Raw genomic sequence first — 14625 nt, forward strand, 5'->3', positions numbered from 1 at the left:
TGCCCGCCCCTTTCAGGAGGCGGGCAGCTCGGCGGATGTCAGCTCTCGTTGAGCGTGGAGTTGATCTGGTCGTCGGCCCACTTGGCCCCGTCGGCCACCGACTTCTTGCCGGTCAGGACGTCGGTCAGCATGGTCTGCAGGATGGCGCCCTTCTCGACGTCAGCCCACTTCTCGGCGTTCGGCGGGAACCAGCTGTTCTTCGCGGCCAGCGCGGCCGGCGCGATCTTCGGGTTGTCCGCGGCGGCCTTGTCCAGCAGCGCGGTCGCGTTCGGCAGCGCGTTGGCCTTGACCAGCCCGGCCATCGAGGTGCTGTCGGTGAACGCCTTGATCCACTGAGCGGCCAGCTCCTTCTGCTGGCTCTTCTCGGTGATGCCGAGGTTCGAGCCACCCAGGAACGAGGGGACCTCGGGCATCGGCGCGGCGGCCAGCTTGCCCTTGACCTTGGTCGCCACCATCGGCGAGTTCGGGTCGTTCGGGTCCTTCTTGATCTCCTCGGCCGCGCCCTGCTCCCACGCGTTGCCGTAGAACATCGCGGCGGTGCCCTGGGCGAACGTGTTGGCCTGGTCGTTCTCGTTCTTGGTGGGGTCGGCCTTCGAGTACTTCTTGGCCAGGTCGACCCAGCGCTGCAGGCCCTCGATCGAGGCCGGCTGCGAGAGCTGGCCGACCCACTTGTCGCCCTCCTGCTTGGCGATGTCGCCACCGGTCGACTTGACCCAGCTCATCGCCGCGTACCAGTACTGGCCGGGCATGTAGACGGCGCCGAACTTGCCGTTGGCCTTCTCGGAGGCCTGCACCTTCTCGGCCGTCTGCAGGAACTCGTCGTACGTCTTGGGGGCCTCGGCGCCGACCTTCTTGAGCAGGTCGGTGCGGTAGATCAGCACGCGCGCACCGGCGTAGTAGGGCACGCAGTAGGTCTGGCCCTCGAAGTCACAGGCGCCCTTGAGGCCCTGCAGCCAGGAGCCCGAGTTCTCGTAGTCGGCCGGGTTGATCGCGCCGAACGCGCCACTGAAGACGTACTTGGGGAACTCGGTGTTGCCCAGCTCGACGACGTCGGGGACGTCGCTGCCGGCCAGGGTCGCGTCCAGCTTGGTCAGGTGGTTGGCCCACTGCTGGTACTCGACGTTCACCTGGGCGCCGGTGGCGTCGGTGAAACGCTTGCTGGCGTCGTCGACCACGCTCTTCCACGCGCTCTGCGCGTCGACCATCAGCCAGACCTTGAGGGTCTTGCCGGCGCCGTCGACCTTGCCCGAGGCCGAGGTGGTGGGGGCGTCTTCGTCCGAGTTGGAGCCGCAGGCTGCGGCGCCGAGCAGCGTCGCGGCGATTGCCGCGGCGGCAGCGATCTTGCGCTTCACGCTTCCTCCTGGGGAGTTTTATTCAAAGGGGATGATGCGATTTCAGGTGGTGCTGCCGTCCTTGGCCGCCTTGTGGCCATGTACTGCCTGGGCGGTGCGCTGGAAGGCGGCGTGCGAACGTTCGTGGGTCCGCTGCGCGACGGCGATGTAGAGAAGATCGAGGACAACCAGTTGGGGATGCCGGGCGCTGAGCGCGTCCGGCCGGAACGTCGTGGCCTGAGTGGCCGTGAGCAGGTTGATGTCGGCCAGCTCGGCCAGCGGCGACCGCGGGAAGCTGGTGAGGGCGATGGTGGTGGCGCCCCGGCTGCTCGCCTCGGCGAGCATCTCGATCGTCTCGCCGGTCTCTCCGCTGTGCGAGATGCCGAGCGCGACGTCGCCGGGCCGCGAGAGGGCGGCGCTGGCCAGACCGTTGTGCACGTCGGTCCAGGCCCAGACCGGCACCCCGATGCGGTGCAGGCTGAACTGCATCTCCTCGCCGACCAGCGCGCTTCCGCTGGCCCCGAAGATGTTGACCCGGCTCGACGCGGCGATCGCCACCGCGGCCCGCTCGACCTCGGCCAGGTCGAGCAGCGCGGCCGTGTCGTGCATGGCCTGGGTGTCGGCCGCCATGATCTGGCCGAGGACCCGGTCGAGCGGGTCGTTGGGCTGGATCTCGCGCCCGATGTCGATGGTCCACCCGGCGGAACGCGCCCGCCCGGTCTCCGCCGCGATGCCCAGTCGTAGGTCCGCGTATCCGTCGAACCCGAGGGCGCGGCAGAAGCGGGTGATGGTCGCCGGCGAGGTGCCGCTGCGCTCGGCGAGTTCGACGATGGTCGCCCGCGACGCAGCGGCCGGGTCGGTCAGGACGTGTTCGGCGACGCGTCGCAGCGCCCCCGTGAACTCCGGCAGCATCGACCGCACGCGGGCCAGAACCCCGTCCGAGTTGTGCTGCCCGCCGTTGTTATGGCTGGTGGCGACCCCCGGCCGCGGAACCAGGGAGTCGACGACCGCGGTCGACGCGGCGCCGTCCATCTCCGGCTCGCTCATTGGCCACCCTTTCAGGAAACAGTGTTTACTGTCGCGGTAAAAGTTCTTACTAACCGCCCCTCCGTGTCAAGGTTCTGGGCGAAGTTTTCAAACCGTTACCTGACCTGCGCCGATGAACGCGTGTTACGCCGCCACCGCTTGACGGTCATCAATCCGGAAATGTTCTTTACGGCGTGACCGCCATCACATGCGACGCTTTGCCCGAGTTTGAGATCCGCCGTTCAGCCGAGCCGGAGCTGACGATCGGCCTGCTCCGGATAACCGTCAGGACCATCCGGTGGCGTATTTGAAACGTGACTTTTACTCGGGAAACCAGATCAACATCTTTCCCGTACGAGCCATGGCCCCTGCCCGAGCAGCCCGGCGTCCCCGCCCGGCAGGCCCTGCCGTCCACCGCGCCGCCCCGATTCCATCCCGGCGCTCACTGCTGACAGATCGCTCCGACCGCCACGCCCCACCCGGCCGAGCACGCGGCGATCATGCGCTACCGGCACGACCGTTACGGCGCCGACCTCGTCTCGATGACCGGCACCACGACCGAGTTCGCGGTGAGCCGCCCACCGCGCACCCACCCCGACGCCCTGCAGCTGGCCTGGCAGTACAAGGCCTACAACGACGGCTACTACGACTTCTACTTCGCCGACAACCTCACCGACCTGCCGCCAGCCTGCACGAGGCCCCGGTCTGGCGCTGCTGGTGGGACTGACCCGGCCCCCGAGTGAGACATGCGTGCCAGCCCACCCTCAGGCGCGCCGGCTCCCGGGCTGCCGCCACTCACCCCAGGCCACCACTCGCGTGGCCGGCCGGGGGCAGCCGCCCCTCAGGCGGTCGCTTTGATCGCTTCGGCGAAGGCCTCGGAACGGTGCTCGAAGTTGCGGTACTGGCCGTAGCTGGGCGCGGCCGGCGACAACAGCACGACGCCGCCGGCCGGGGTGAGCTCGCGGGCCCGGCGTACGGCATCGGGAAGGTCTTCCGCGGCCACCGTCCTGACCTTCTTCAGGCCGGAGAGCTCGGTCAGGATCCGCGGCCCGCTGTCCGGGATGGCGATCACCGTCAGCTCGCGGTCGGCCAGGAAGTGCCGTAGCGGGGAGTAGTCGAGCCCGCGGTCGGTGCCGCCAAGTAGCACGGTCAGCGGCCGGTCCGAGTAGGCCTCGATGGCGTGGATGGCCGAGTACGGGCTGGTCGAGAGCGTGTCGTCGACGAACGTCAGCCCCGACGGGTCGCTGATCTCGGTGAGCCGGTGCGGCAGCCCCTCGAACGACGCCACCGCCGCCGCGATCCGCTCCTTCTCCCCCGGTACGTCGATTCCCAGCCCGTCGAGCACGGCCAGAGCCACGCACAGGTTGCGGCCGTTGTGCCCACCCTTGAGCCGCAGCTTCGCGCGCGGGAAGAGCGGCTCGTCCGAGCAGTACACGACATCGTCGGAGACCCGGAAGCGCGAGTCGTCGGCCGCGGCCGGCACGGGCGGGAAGCCGTTGGCGTCGGTCACCCCGCGGATCTCGTTCCGCAGCCGCTCGTCCGACCCGTTCACGACGATCATTTCCGGACTGTGGCGGAGCAGGTTGAGCTTGTCGCGGTAGTACTCCTGCTCGCCCCCGTGCGCGTCGAGGTGCTCGGGGAAGAGCGACGTGACGACGGCCACCCGCGGCGAGTCGGTCAGGTCGGAACACTGGTAGCTCGACAGCTCGAGCACGTACTGCTCGGCCGGCGGCAGGTCGAGCAGCGGCACCCCGATGTTCCCGCCGAAGATGTTGGGCCGCCCGAGCGCCGCCAGCAGGTGACTGATCAGACTCGAGGTGGTGCTCTTGCCCTTGCTGCCGGTGACCCCGATCGTGCGCGCGGCGTGATCGGCCATCCAGAGCGCGCTACCGCCCGTGATGGTGACCCCGCGACGCCTCAGCTCGGCCATCCACGGGTGCGTCTGCGGCACACCCGGCGACCGCACCACGACATCGGCCGTGACCAGCGCCGGAAAAGCGTGGTCACCCCCGGCCAGCGGCGCCGCCGCGGCCAGCGGCCCCTCCCACGCGACCGACAGGAAGTTCGCACTGTCATCGACAGCGATCAGCCGTGACGGCGCGTGCGGGGCGATCGCCGTCACTGCGGCCCGCCCCTCGCGGCCCGTGCCCCAGACCGCCACGGACCGATCCTTCAGGTCTGCCAGGCGCACGTTCTCTTCCCTTCGACGAGTGGAACTAGTATTGCCCGTCGGCCCTCAGACAGGAGTTCCCGGGTGCAGTTCGACGTCATGCGGTTCCCTTCGTACGCCTTCGACCCCGCGACCGGGGTGGCGACGTTCGACTACGTGCTCGACGGCCCCGAACCGCTGCACTTCACCGAGACGATCACGCTGCCGGTTCCCGACGGCGACCGCCCGGTGCCGGCCGCGCTGGGCCGGGTGCTCGACCTGCTGCACGTGGTGGCCGGGGTCAGCTACTTCAAGGTCGGCGCCCCGCCCCGGGTGGTGGCGCCCCGGCCGGTGGCACCCGCCGTGGCCTCGTACTTCACGGCGGTTTACACCAAGGGCATGGCCGAGTACGCCTACCGCAACCAGCTTCCCCACGTGCTCTCCCTGGTCGTGGAGGTGCCCGCGGGCGAGGTCGAGCCGGCCGCAGCGGTCGACAACAGCCAGGCCCGGCCGCTCTCCGCGGTCGGCGGCGGCAAGGACTCGATCGTCACCCTGGAGATTCTGCGCGCGGCCGGGCTCGACCCGGTGCCGTTCTCGGTGAATCCGAACCCGGTGATCAAGAACGTCAACGCCGCCTCGGGCCTGCCCGCGCCGGCCGCCCGCCGCCAACTCGACCCGCGCCTGTTCGAGCTGAACAAGGCGGGCGCGCTGAACGGCCACATCCCGGTCACTGCGATCAACTCGCTGATCGCCGTCGCCACCGCCGTCTGGCACGGCCTGGGCCCGGTGGTGATGTCCAACGAGCGCTCGGCCTCCGACCCCAACCTGATCTGGAACGGTCACGAGGTCAACCACCAGTGGTCCAAGGGCATCGAGGCCGAGGGCCTGCTGCGCACCGCCGTGACCACCCACGCCGGCCTCACCGAGCCGTACTTCTCGCTGCTGCGCTCCCTGTCCGAGCTGCACATCGCGCAACTGTTCGCCCGTCACACCCAGTACGACGACGTGGTGACCAGTTGTAACAAGGCCTTCAAGCTGCACGACCCCACAGCCCGATGGTGCGGCGACTGCCCGAAGTGCCGCTTCGTCTACCTGGCGATGGCCCCCGCCATGCCCCGCACCCGCCTCAACCACATCTTCGGCCACGACCTGTTCGCCGACGAGTCCCAGGTCCCCGGCTTCCTGGAGCTGCTGGGCATCGACTCCCACAAGCCCTTCGAGTGCGTGGGCGAGGTCGAGGAGTCAGTGGTGGCCCTCGCCATGCTCGACGACGACGCCCCCGTCCTGGTCGCCCTGCGCGCCGCGGTTCCCGCCGAGGCCTGGGCCACCGCCAGCCGCGACGACGTCCTCACCCCCGGCGGCCCCACCTACGTCCCCGCCCCCTACGCCAAAATCCTCACTGACGCCCTGTGACCGCTCATCACCCCGCTGCCGCCGGCCCCGAGCCGCCCCCCACCGACGCGGCAGCTGAGCCCGGCGCAGTCAAAGCCGACCCACCCGACCACAGCGCGGCGACTGCCTTTCCGGCCGAGCCCGGCGACGGGAAGGTCTATGTCGGCCAGGCCGATCTCGACGCACCAGGCGAGCAGGGTTGGCTGCTGGGACACTTCCGCCCACCCGACGACCCGCGGCACAGCGCCGCCGTCGAGATCAAGTGGGGCCGCCACCCCAAGGGCGACCGCCGCGCCAAGTGGGTGACCGGCGAGGAGCGTACGGCCCTGCTGGTCTTGATCAAGGGCCGCTTCCACATGGAGTTCCCCGACCGCACGGTGATCCTCACCGAGCCCGGCGACTACGTGGTCTGGGGCCGCGGCGTCGACCACTCCTGGCTGGCCGAGGAGGAAGACACAGTCGTCCTGACCGTCCGCTGGCCCTCCATCGCCGGCTACAAGGTCCCACCCCCGGAGTAGCACCCGCCGACCGCCGCACTCGGCCGGGCGGGCGGGAGGCCGGGCCGAGGGCGGGGTCGGCCTACTCCGCTGGGTCGTGGTGGATGCGGTCGGGGGTGACGCCCAGTTGTTGCAGGGCGCGACTGGTGGCGGCGAGCATCAGGGGCGGGCCGGCCAGGTAGACCTCGTGGTCGGACCACTCGCCGTAGGCCGCGACGGCGTCGGTCACCAGGCCGGAGGCGTACGGGCCGGGGTCGCCCTCGGACACCACGGGCACGACCGTCGCTCGCCGGGCGGCGCGGGCGGTCGCGGCGATCTCGTCGATGTCGTACAGCTCGGTCAGGTCGCGGACGCCCCAGAAGAGCACCGCCGACCGTGCGTCGCCGGTGTCGGCCAGCTCGGTCAGCAGGGCCTTCAGCGGGGCCACGCCCGTGTCGCCGGCGATCATGAGCAAGTTGCGGGAAGGGTCGGCCGGGAGGGTCATTCCGCCCTCGGCCCGGCTGATCCGCAGCGTGTCGCCGACCCGGGTCCGGTGGACGAGGGTGCCGCTCACGCCGGCCGTCGTCTTGGCCCGCACGTGCAGCTCGACCAGGTCGTTCCGGCGCGGCGCCCCGGCCAGCGAGTAGGGCCGCCAGACGGCCGGCAGCTCCGGCACCTGGATGCGCGCGTACTGCCCGGGCGTGAACGGCATCGGCAGATCCGGCCGCAACCGCACCACGGCCAGGTCGGGCCGCCGCAGCTCGTGCTCGACCACTGTCGCGTCCCACACCGGCGGGTCGTAGCCCGCCCGCACCGCGCCGTGAGAAATCCATTCGTACACGTGCTGCCAGGTCGACCGCCAGGCCAGGTCGAAGTCCTGCCGCCACTGCCCCGGAGCCATCCCGGCCCGCATCGCCTCGGCCAGCGCCGCCCCGACCAGCTGCATCCGCCCCGGCTCGACCCCGCACGCGGCCAGCGCCGCCCCCAGCCGCCCGGTGCCCTCGACGAGCAGCGGCGGCCGGTCCAGATGGTGAACCAGCCAGGTCAGAGCCCGCGCGAGCTGGGCCGCATGGGACGCGGGCCCGCCCGGCAACGCCGCCATCAGCCCCGGATGGGCCTGCATCAGCGCCGCCCGCAACCGCTCGGCCACCTCGACGGGCCCACCCGCGAAGGTCAGGCTCGTGCTCAACAGCCGCTGCGTCTGCCGCAGCAGCGCGTCGTCGGACGGATCCATCCCGTCCCCCGCACCCCGATCCCGCGACACCATCGGCGGCATGACGTGCGGCAGATCAAACCCCGGCAACCGCGGCGCCGGCGCTCCCCGAGTGCCCTCGCGCTGACCTTCGCCTCGCAAAAACCCACCTTCATCCCGTACGCGGCCCCCGCCGGCCCACTCAGGCCGCGGCCCCGCCTCCAGCTCCGGCCCCTCCGGCGCCCACGGCTCAGCCCCCGGCCGAACCACCCGTTCCACCCGTTCCACCCGCCGCACCGGAAGCCCTCCGAACTGGTTCCGGCTGGGCCGCCCGACGGCCTCGACGTCAGCGAACCGCCCCGCCTCATCCGGCGTCATCAGGGCCCGCCCCGGCACGTCCCCACCGCGACCCGCCGGCTCGCCCGCACCGCGCAGCTCAACCGCACGCCCCGCTTCCGCACCGCTTTCGACGTCCCGCAGAGCCTCGGCATACCGCCCGGCTTCCTCCGGCGTCATCACCGCGCCACCAGCCAGGTCCACCCCCCGAAGCGCCTCAGCCAGAAGCCGAACCTCCTCCGGCGTCACCACCCCGTCCGAAGCCGCATTCCGAACCGCCTCGGCATACCGCTGAACCTCAGCCGGCGTCATCACTCCGGCCCGGTCCGCCTCCCGCAGAGCCTCAGCAATCCGTCTGACCTCGTCCAGCGACATCGCCGGAACGGTCGCCCCGGCCTCGTCCGGCGTCATCGCCGAAACGGTCGCCCCGAGATCCTCCCCAGGGCCGCCCGCGATGCCATTGCCACCCGCGGCGTGCGGCGCCGCCGAAGCCGGCTGCCTCCGCGTCGTGTCGATCGCCGGCATCCAGGGCCGCCCGCCCGAGTTCCCAGCCCTGTCACCGCCCGAGCGCAGGCCGGATCCCGTCGCCGGAGGCTCCTGTGTGCGCCCCGGAGGCACCGTCCGCACCGACCGCCTGTCCCAGAAGGAACGCCCCGGCACAGGCCCAGCCCTCTCGCCCGGTGCGGCACGCCCGCCCTCATCAGCCGGCCCGACCGTCTCCGCGAAAGCGCCCGAAGCCCCGCCCGCCCGATCACCACGAGCAGACCCTTGACCCGCATCCGGCACCCCCGGAACAACCGCCTCACCCGGTCCACCCGAATCACCGGGAACGCCCGGAACGCCCGACCCGTTTAGCGCGCCGCGCCCGTCACGCACCCCAGACGCCCCACCCGGCCCGCTCGAGAAGCCGCGCTCCCCCACCAGCCCACCCGACCCGCCCGACGGCCCGCGCTCCTCAGCCGGCCCACCCGGCCCGCTCGACAAGCCGCGCTCCCCAACCAGCCCACCCGATGACCCGCGCTCCTCAGCCGATCCACCCGGCTCGTTCTCCGGCCTGCGGCCCCCGCTCAACCCGCCAGGAACATCCGGACCGCTCGACCGCAGATAACCCGCGCCCACGGGGCCGACTGGCGAGGTCGGCACCCCGCGATCCTCACCCGGCCGGGCCGAGGCGGGCGTAGCCCAGCGCGGCCGCATCGGCTGCCCAGCAGGCGCCTGATCGTCGTGGTGCGACGGAGCGGGCGGCAGACCAGGCCGAGCCACACCCGGCGGCAGAGCCTCATGAACCTCACCCGGCGGCAACGGCTGTGGCTGCCCCACCTCGCCCTGCTCGCGGAGCGCCTCTACCGTGTCGGCGATCCCAGCCGCCACCGCGTCCGGAGCAGCCTGGCGCAGGCGGATCGCCCGCAGCAACGCCATCAGATGCTGGTCAGCAGCAGAACCCGACCCAGATCCGGACGACACTGAAACACCCCCGCTCGCGGATCACATCGGCCACATCAACCGTACGTCCGCACACGCCCCCGCGCCCGCGCTACCGACGAGACAGAGATACCCCGTCCCCACCCACAAGCACCTAGACAAAGAAGAATCCCAACCACCACCAACCGACACCCCCAGCCGACGCATCGGGCCGCGCGATAGGTTCGGTGGGGTCAGGCGACGCAGCGCCCGACGCCGCGGTCGAAGTAGGTGGCGGGCGGAATGGATCGCCGCGGTGCGCCGACGCAGGCGTCGGAGTAGATGGTGGGTGGGATGGGTCGACACAGCGTCCAACCGTCGGGCCGACACGGTGGGTTCGACGCGGCGGTCCAAGTAGTTGGTGGCGAGATCGGTCGACGCAGCGCCCCAACGGAGTGGCCCGACCCCTTGGGTTCGACGCCGTGGGCCGACGCGGCCGAGGCGGTGGTCGCAGCAGGTGGTGGGTGGGATGGGTCGACACAGCGCCCAACCGTCGGGCCAACACAGTGGGCTCGACGCAACGGTCGACGCGGCGGTCGCAGCAGGTGGTGGCTGGGATGGGTCGACACAGCGCCCAACCGTCGGGCCAACACAGTGGGCTCGACGCAACGGTCGACGCGGCGGTCGCAGTAGTTGGTGACGGGACCGGTCGACGCAGCACCCAACGGAGTAGGCCGACCCTGTGGGCTCGACGCGGTGGGCCCACACGGCCGACGCGACGGTCGCAGCAGGTGATGGACGGGACCGGTCGACGCAGCACCCAACGGAGCGGGCCGACCCTGCGGGTTCGACGCGGTGGGCCGACACGGCCGAGGCGGTGGTCGAAGTGGGTGGTGGGCAGATGCACCGCACCGCAGCCGCCTGGACCGCACCGTGACCACCGCTGCCGTACTTCGTTCCGAGCGCAACCGGCACGGTACGAACGGGCACCCCACCACCAAGCCCGGCCCGAGTGACAAACAGTCCCGGCTTCATCCACAACGCGGCAGCCAGACCCCGAACCCGCACGGATTCCCGCAGCTCAGCCGCCCACGAGGAGAAGCGCCGACCACGACGAGACCGCAACGCGGACCCCACGCGAGGACGGGGCCGAGGGCGACCATGCAAGGCATAGCTGCTTTTCAGCCTGGCATGGTCGCCCTCGGCCCCGTCCGTCCCAGCGCAGGAGAAACTCGCCTTCCACCAGCGCGAGAGAAACCCGACCCGGCCCAGCGCGGGAGAAACCCGGCCCAGCGCGGGAGAAACCCGGCCCAGCGCGGGAGAAACCCGGCCCAGCGCGGGAGAAACCCGGCCCAGCGCGGAATGCCAGCCAGTGCGGAAGAGGCCCTTCCGGCCCCAGAGAAACCGGCCAGCGAGGAAACCGGACCCACCGCCCCGAGAACCCCAGCCCGCCGACCTGTCATCGGGCAGCTGCGGTGACACCCGACATGCGATTCACCGCCTCGGAAAGGATCTCAGGACTGGTGGCGAAGTTGAGCCGCACAAAGCCGGACCCGACCGCCCCGTACCGTGGACCAGGCTCGAGGGCCACCCGCCCCTCGGCCAGGAACCGATCGCACGGCTCCGCGTCACGCCCCAGCGCCGAGGCGTCGAGCCAAGCCAGATAGGTGGCTTCAGGCGGCACCCACCGCACCCCCGGCAACCGCGCGGCCAGCAACGACGCCAGCTGATCACGCCGAGCCGCCAACGTGCTGACCAGCGCCCCGAGCCAAGCGTCCCCCTCGGTGAAGGCAGCCACAGCGGCCAGCACGCCCAGATGACCCGTACGCTCGGTGACCTCGACGACCAGCGAGTCGACCACCCCGGCCATCCGCGGCGAGGCGCTGACGATCGCCGCGCACTTCAGCCCGGCCAGGTTGAACGCCTTGCTCGCGGAGACCACGGCCACCGCGACCTCTGCCGCCCCCGGCACGGTGAGCAGCGGCGTGAACGTCGCCCCCGGCAGCACCAGAGCCCCGTGGATCTCGTCGCTGATGATCGGCACGCGGTAGAGCCGCGCCAGCCGGACGAGTTCGGCCAGCTCATCGGCGGTGTGCACCCGCCCCACCGGGTTCTGCGGGTTGCACAGGACATAGGCGGCAGGATGCGCCGCGAAGGCGACCTCGAGCGCGGCCAGGTCAAGCTTGGTGCCGGCCAGTGGCACCTCGACCACGCGCCCGCCCGCCTCGGGCACCCAGTCGAAGAACGGCTGATAGACCGGCGGACTGATCACCACCGGATCGCCCGGCCGGACCAGCCGGCGCAGCAGCTCGACCACGCCCACCCCGACGTCGGTGACCTGCGTGACCTGGGACGGGTCGGGTTCCCAGCCCCACTGCCGCCCGGCGAACCCGGCGAACGCCCGGCCCAGCTCGGGCCCCGGCGTCGAATAGCCGACGTCGCCCCGCGTGACCGCCTCGGCCAGCACCGCGGCGACCGGCGGGGCGAGCAGATAGTCCATCTCGGCGACGAACAGTGGCAGCACGTCAGCCGGGAACCTTCGCCATTTGACACTGCGCCGGCGGCGAAGATCTTCGAGGGCGGGGACGGTCAGTTCTGCGGTCATGCCGACATCTTCGCGCGACCCCCCGACAGTTTCCCGGCCGGCGATTTCTGTGAATCTTCTGCGAGCTCAGCCGCCCTCTGGAAAGCTGCACCCAGGATCCCGACGGTTGCCCCCGAGCCGCTCGGCTTGAGCCCACACGAGGCGGAGCCATGAGCATCAGCCACCGTCAGACAGCCAGCGGCCGACCGCTGCGGGTCGCCCCCGCCTGGGTCGGTGGTGCGGGCACGGCCAAGAACGAACACCTTCTTCCCGTACGGGAAGCAGTGTGGGTCTGGAGCGTGCGGCGTTATGCCCGGCTGGCTCTGTGGGCGCTGCCCGCGGCGGCCGTGCTGCACGGCTGGACGACGCTGGGCATCGACACCCCGACCGGCGCCCTGCTGGTGACCGTGGCCGCGGGCTGGCTGGCCGCCATCGCCATGATCGCGCTGGCCGGTCTGCTGGCCGGTTCCCGGACCCGCCGCTCCGCGCTGTTCGGCCTGCTGCTGGGCCTGGCCGGGATGGCCGTGACGCTGCCGCTGGCCGCTCTGCCCGAGGGCGCCGTGGCCGACGGCTCGCCGCTCAGCGCCGACCAGTTGCACCTGGTCGAGGTGGGTGCCACCGCCGCCGTCGGGGCAGGCTGGGTGCTGCTGGGCTGGGCCGTCTTCCGCTCGCGGCTGGTCAACCCGGCCGACGGCGTGCTGCTGATGCTGGCCGCGGCGGCGATCGGGGCCGGCGCTCACGCGGACCGCCCGCTGCCCACCGTCGGGGCGTTGTTGCTGCTGGCCGCGGGCACGGGGCTGGCCTGGACGGGCGGACGGCTCATCCCCAAGCACTGAATCGTCGTACCCCAGTGGCATGCTCGCAGTCAGTCCCGGGAACGTCCGGGCGCTGGTGGAAGGAGCAGCCATGGCCAAGGTGGTCGCCGACATCTCGGTGTCGCTCGACGGTTTCGTGACCGGTCCCGAGCCCGGTCCCGGGCAGGGGCTGGGCCGCGGTGGTGAGGGGCTGCACGTCTGGGCGATCGACGGCGACGCGATCGACAAGGCCGTGCTGGCCGAGGCCACCGACGCCACTGGGGCGGTCGTCATGGGCCGGGCTCTGTTCGACGTCGTCGACGGGCCCGAGGGCTGGAACGACGACATGGGGTACGGCGCCGGCCTGGCCGCGCAGCCGCCGGTGCTCGTGGTCACCCGGGTCCCTCCGGCCGAGGTCCGCCTGGCCGACCGGTTCACCTTCGTGGTCGACGGCATCGCCAGCGCGGTCGAGAAGGGCGTGTCCCTGGCCGACGACCGCGACGTCGTGATCATGGGCGGCGGCGCGACCGTCCGCAGCGCGATCGAGGCCGGGCTGGTCGACGAGCTGCGGCTTCATCTGGCCCCGGTGCTGCTCGGCGGCGGCGTGAAGCTGTTCGACGGCGCCGCGCCCCGCAACCTGCGCCAGATCCACGTGCGGGCGTCCGGCCACGCCACCCACCTCACCTACCGGGTCGACTGAGCGCCGTGCCCGAGGTTCACCTGATCACCGATCCCGGCGACGACCGGCTCGGCGACTACCGCGCCCTGACCGATCTCGAGCTGCGCACGAGGTGGGAGCCGCCCAACGGGCTGTTCATCGCCGAGGGCGAACTGGTGCTGCGCCGCGCGCTTCGGGCCGGCTACCGGCCGCGGTCCTATCTGATCGACGAGAAGCGCACCGACCAGATCGCCGACCTGCCCGGCGACGCCCCGATCTACGCGGCCACTCCGGCCGTGCTCGAAAAGGCCACCGGCTTCCACGTCCACCGCGGGGTGCTGGCCTCGTTCCATCGGGCTCCTTTGCGTACGGCCGAAGAGGTCATCGCCTCGGCCGTCCGCGTCGCCGTGCTGGAAGACGTGAACAACCACACCAACATCGGCGCGGTCTTCCGGGGCGCGGCCGCGCTCGGCATCGACGCTGTGCTGCTCTCGCCGACGAGCGCCGACCCGCTCTACCGCCGCAGCGTGCGGGTCAGCATGGGCGAGGTGTTCGCCGTGCCGTACGCCCGTCTGGAGCCCTGGCCCGACGGCCTCGACCTGCTTCGGCACGGCGGCTTCACCGTGCTGGCCCTGACGCCCGACGCCGACGCGGTGCCGCTCCAGCGGCTGACCGCCGAGCAGCGCCGCAAGACCGCCCTGCTGCTTGGGGCCGAGGGTCCCGGCCTGTCGAAGAACGCGCTCGCGGCCAGCGACGTCCCGGTCAAGATCCCGATGCGCCGCAACGTCGACTCGCTCAACATCGCCGCCGCGGCCGCCGTCGCCTTCTGGGAACTGGGCCGCGACGACCCCGACGCCTGACCGCTCACCGAAGCAGACCCGACAGCGGGCTCGCAGGGCGGGCCGGGCAACGGCGGCAGGTCAGAGGTACGAAACGAAACGGCCGGCCCCGTCAGGGGGCCGGCCGTCTGATGTGACTGTCAGGCGCGTTCGCGGTCGACCACGCCGTTGTAGTCGGCGCCGCCCAGGGCGGCCGACGGCGGGATCGGCTCGGGCGCGGGCAGCGCCGCCGTCTTGTCAGGGTCGCCGCTGACCTGGGCCTCGGCCACCCGGACCTGGTCGTTGACCTTCGCCGCCTCGGCCGCGGCCGCCTCGGCCGCCTCGACGGCCTCGCGCTCGACGGCGGCCGAGTCGACCCCCGCCTTCGGGATGTCGCCGGCCATGTTGGCCAGGCCGCCCAGCGCGCCGCCCATGCCCTCGAGGGCCTTGGTCAGCTCGGTCGGCACG

General features: G+C 71.7%; 11 protein-coding genes and 1 pseudogene. 6 read left to right on the forward strand and 6 right to left on the reverse strand.

Annotated elements, in window-relative coordinates; all coding sequences use genetic code 11:
* Nucleotides 1-38: 38 nt before the first annotated feature.
* Together M1L60_RS31155 and M1L60_RS31160 are read right to left on the reverse strand one after the other, a co-directional pair.
* On the reverse strand, nucleotides 39-1352 hold the full coding sequence (locus M1L60_RS31155) for an extracellular solute-binding protein (protein WP_253241107.1): 1314 nt from the start codon (nucleotides 1350-1352) through the stop codon (nucleotides 39-41).
* A 42-nt stretch (nucleotides 1353-1394) separates the two neighbouring features.
* On the reverse strand, nucleotides 1395-2378 hold the full coding sequence (locus tag M1L60_RS31160) for a MurR/RpiR family transcriptional regulator (RefSeq protein WP_253241108.1): 984 nt from the start codon (nucleotides 2376-2378) through the stop codon (nucleotides 1395-1397).
* Between the two features lie 434 nt (nucleotides 2379-2812).
* Between M1L60_RS31160 and M1L60_RS31165 the strand changes: the two genes are divergently transcribed.
* A complete protein-coding gene (locus tag M1L60_RS31165; RefSeq protein ID WP_308208569.1) occupies nucleotides 2813-3100 on the forward strand; it encodes a DUF4253 domain-containing protein in 288 nt (95 codons plus the stop codon).
* A gap of 98 nt (nucleotides 3101-3198) precedes the next feature.
* Here M1L60_RS31165 and murD read toward each other — a convergent pair whose 3' ends face one another.
* On the reverse strand, nucleotides 3199-4548 hold the full coding sequence (murD, locus tag M1L60_RS31170) for a UDP-N-acetylmuramoyl-L-alanine--D-glutamate ligase (RefSeq protein WP_253241110.1): 1350 nt from the start codon (nucleotides 4546-4548) through the stop codon (nucleotides 3199-3201).
* A gap of 63 nt (nucleotides 4549-4611) precedes the next feature.
* Here murD and M1L60_RS31175 point away from each other — a divergent pair, with 63 nt between their 5' ends.
* Both M1L60_RS31175 and M1L60_RS47990 read left to right on the forward strand, forming a co-directional pair.
* Complete coding sequence (locus M1L60_RS31175; protein WP_498370529.1) at nucleotides 4612-5919, forward strand: MurL-like N-terminal domain-containing; 1308 nt, start codon at nucleotides 4612-4614, stop codon at nucleotides 5917-5919.
* The gene (locus M1L60_RS47990; protein ID WP_308208568.1) at nucleotides 5916-6416 is read left to right on the forward strand and encodes a cupin domain-containing protein; all 501 of its coding nucleotides are present in this window, start codon (nucleotides 5916-5918) and stop codon (nucleotides 6414-6416) included. The genes M1L60_RS31175 and M1L60_RS47990 overlap by 4 nt, the downstream gene beginning before the upstream one ends.
* 61 nt (nucleotides 6417-6477) lie before the next feature.
* Here M1L60_RS47990 and M1L60_RS31185 read toward each other — a convergent pair whose 3' ends face one another.
* Both M1L60_RS31185 and M1L60_RS31190 read right to left on the reverse strand, forming a co-directional pair.
* Nucleotides 6478-7608, reverse strand: coding sequence for an FAD-binding oxidoreductase (locus tag M1L60_RS31185; RefSeq protein ID WP_253241111.1), 1131 nt, complete (start codon nucleotides 7606-7608; stop codon nucleotides 6478-6480).
* Nucleotides 7609-10762: 3154 nt separating this feature from the next.
* A complete protein-coding gene (locus tag M1L60_RS31190; protein ID WP_253241112.1) occupies nucleotides 10763-11908 on the reverse strand; it encodes a MalY/PatB family protein in 1146 nt (381 codons plus the stop codon).
* Nucleotides 11909-12057: 149 nt separating this feature from the next.
* Between M1L60_RS31190 and M1L60_RS31195 the strand changes: the two genes are divergently transcribed.
* Genes M1L60_RS31195 through M1L60_RS31205 form a run of 3 tightly spaced genes read left to right on the forward strand, consistent with a single transcriptional unit; the run spans nucleotide 12058 to nucleotide 14199 of the window.
* Entirely contained in the window at nucleotides 12058-12723 is a 666-nt protein-coding gene (locus M1L60_RS31195; RefSeq protein ID WP_253241113.1) for a hypothetical protein, read from the forward strand.
* Nucleotides 12724-12742: 19 nt separating this feature from the next.
* Nucleotides 12743-13381, forward strand: coding sequence for a dihydrofolate reductase family protein (locus M1L60_RS31200; protein WP_253241114.1), 639 nt, complete (start codon nucleotides 12743-12745; stop codon nucleotides 13379-13381).
* Complete coding sequence (locus tag M1L60_RS31205; RefSeq protein WP_438862172.1) at nucleotides 13378-14199, forward strand: TrmH family RNA methyltransferase; 822 nt, start codon at nucleotides 13378-13380, stop codon at nucleotides 14197-14199. Before M1L60_RS31200 ends, M1L60_RS31205 begins: the two co-directional genes overlap by 4 nt.
* A gap of 119 nt (nucleotides 14200-14318) precedes the next feature.
* On the opposite strand, the pseudogene M1L60_RS31210 reads toward M1L60_RS31205, so the two are convergent.
* A pseudogene (locus M1L60_RS31210) lies at nucleotides 14319-14625 on the reverse strand (SPFH domain-containing protein); the annotation flags it as partial.

It is taken from the genome of Paractinoplanes aksuensis, assembly GCF_024137025.1.
GTDB classification, from domain to species: Bacteria; Actinomycetota; Actinomycetes; order Mycobacteriales; family Micromonosporaceae; genus Actinoplanes; species Actinoplanes aksuensis.